This is a genomic window from uncultured Campylobacter sp. (genome assembly GCF_938018035.1).
Lineage (GTDB): Bacteria > Campylobacterota > Campylobacteria > Campylobacterales > Campylobacteraceae > Campylobacter_B.
This window is the reverse complement of the sequence record NZ_CALIJF010000064.1, coordinates 1-2,355: the sequence shown is the minus strand read 5'-3', so window position 1 is coordinate 2,355 and position 2,355 is coordinate 1. Positions and strand designations below refer to the sequence as shown.

The 2,355-nt window shown below is 46.9% G+C and carries 2 protein-coding genes and 1 pseudogene; all 3 read left to right on the top strand.

Going from position 1 to position 2,355, the window contains the following annotated elements; genetic code table 11:
* A pseudogene (locus tag Q0257_RS02060) lies at positions 1-1,184 on the top strand (hypothetical protein); the annotation flags it as partial.
* A 241-nt stretch (positions 1,185-1,425) separates the two neighbouring features.
* Complete coding sequence (locus Q0257_RS02055; RefSeq protein WP_298020946.1) at positions 1,426-1,866, top strand: hypothetical protein; 441 nt, start codon at positions 1,426-1,428, stop codon at positions 1,864-1,866.
* A 34-nt stretch (positions 1,867-1,900) separates the two neighbouring features.
* The coding region (locus Q0257_RS02050) for a DUF3137 domain-containing protein (RefSeq protein ID WP_298020944.1) at positions 1,901-2,355 on the top strand (455 nt) is incomplete at its 3' end.

Below are 2,355 nucleotides of genomic sequence, written 5' to 3'. Positions count from 1 at the left end.
TAGCGACGCCGCCCGAGGAGAGTTCTTTAAATTTAGCGCAAAATAGCGCGAGCAAAAACGGCGCCACATCCGACAGCGACGAGATTTCAAGCGAGCAGCACAAAGAGGTCTCGCTGGGATTTGTCGCGCAAAAGACGATGGATTTTATGAAAAGCCTCAAAACGGCGTTTCGCGCAAGCAGCGAGCATGCAAGCGCAAGCACCATCCTATGGGTCTTGGCGCTTTCTTTCATATACGGCTTTTTCCACGCGGCAGGCCCAGGGCACGCGAAGCTGCTAACGGCGAGCTATTTCTTAGCCCATGGCGGCAGCTACGTCAAAGCCTTTGGATTTGCCCTTAAAATCGGGCTTCTACACGTCCTAGGAGCGCTCGTTTTGGTAAGCGCGAGCATGTTCGTGCTGCAAAATGTCGCAGGCATAGTTTCTGCAAACTCCGCCTCGATCACCACGAAAATTTCGGCGCTTCTGATCATCGTCATAACCGCGCTCATCATCTACGACAAAGCTCGCCGCGTAAGATCGGGCGCCCACCACAATACGGGCTGCTCCTGCGCCGCTTGCGCTTCCGCCGCAAACACCGCAGAGACGGACGTCCGCTTAAAAAATACGGCATTTACAAACGCTAGGGATTCCGCTCATGCAGCGTCAAAGAGCTATAAATTTTCTAAATTTAATATTCAAAGCGGCGAATCCGCGCAGTATTTGGATGCCAAAAATTTAGGCGCCACAGCGGCAGAGTCAAATTCCGATTTAAATTTAAATGAGAACCCGGAAGAAAACTCGCCTAGCCAAAACGAGCAAAAACAGGCTTTAAATTCTGCAAATTTAAAAAACCAAACCTCATCTCGCTCGCTGCAAAATGGCGCGAGTGGCGGCGGCGAGAAAGGACGAGAGTGGCTTATCGCACTTGCGGCGGCGCTCGTGCCCTGCCCCGGCACGATCCTAATTTTTGTACTTGCCTTCAGCCTCGGAAGCTTCGCGCTTAGCGTCGCGAGTGCGCTTTTCATCGGTTTTGGAATGAGCGTCGTGATATTTTTAGCCGCACTTTTCGGCGCGAAGGCAAACGAGCTAAGCTCGAAGCGGCTCGTAAGCTTGAAGCTTTACGTCGAATTTGCAGGGCTTTTCGTGATGTTCGGGCTCGGAGTTTTTATGTATTTCATCTCTGACACCCTCAGGATACTGTGATTGCAAGCTTCGGATGCAAATTTTAAAAAGCAGCTCGCGTGAAATATAAGCTTATGCGATGCGTTAAATTTCAATTCGGTGCGGATCTAATTTCAAAGAGTAAGATTTTAAAATTTTACGCCGCACGGACCCGCGTAAATTAAATTTCGATCCCGACTATTCATTAAGTGGCGGAATTCGCTCTTTATAAATCACGTTAAATTTTGCTACAATACGGGCGAAATTTTTATCAAGGACAGATATGTCGCCTGCTCTGCAAGATGTCGTTTCGCAGACTTTAACCGAACAAAAAGCGTGCGCTAGAGCTTTTAATAGATATTACTACCTCAGTATAGCCGCCTTTTTTGCGGTCCTATTCGCAATAATGTCTCTAGACGGCGTTAAAGCAGACACTCCTCTAATAAAAATTGCCGAATTTTTGGGCGTATTGATCCTTTTTCAGATCTTTTGGATATTTCTTATGCATTGCACCAGTCAAGAAAGCGAAGCGGAAATTCGCTACTATAAATTTTATAAAGAGATATTCGTCCGCGCCGTAATAAACGATATAGATGCCGGTTTAAAATACGATCCATATACCGGCATGCAAGAAGAGGAATTTCAAAAATTTAGAATTTATAGGAAATCTAGGATCAAAAGCGAGGATCGGATTACGGGCGTGCACTGCGGGGATTCAATTTAGCCTCAGCGAGGTACATAGCAATAGCAGGTTTTACATGAAAACGGATAATCCGCTCATAGCGGCGATTATGTTGATCAAAATATTCTACGATAACTATATGGACTTTGACGGCAACGTACTGATCTGCGAGCTCGCGAAAAAAACCTCGGGCAAAACGATAGTGGTAAGCAGGGAGCTAAACGCCAAGATCTTCGGCGAAAAAGAGATGATGGACGATGTGGATTTTATGCGCGATTTTCGCGTGTTTGCGGATGACAAAGTAGAAGCGCGCTATCTGCTAACGCCCGCGTTTATGGAGCGTCTGCGCGAAATAAATCGCGAAACGAGCGGCGAGTTCAGCTTGAGCGCGGTATTTATGGATGAGCGCTTATATCTATTTTTAAACGGTGTGCCCGATCTTTTTGAAACTACGCTTTTTGGTAGACCCGCTAGCATAGAGCTCGCGCGCGAATACCAAACGCAGATCCGCAAAATTTTAAGCCTAATCGA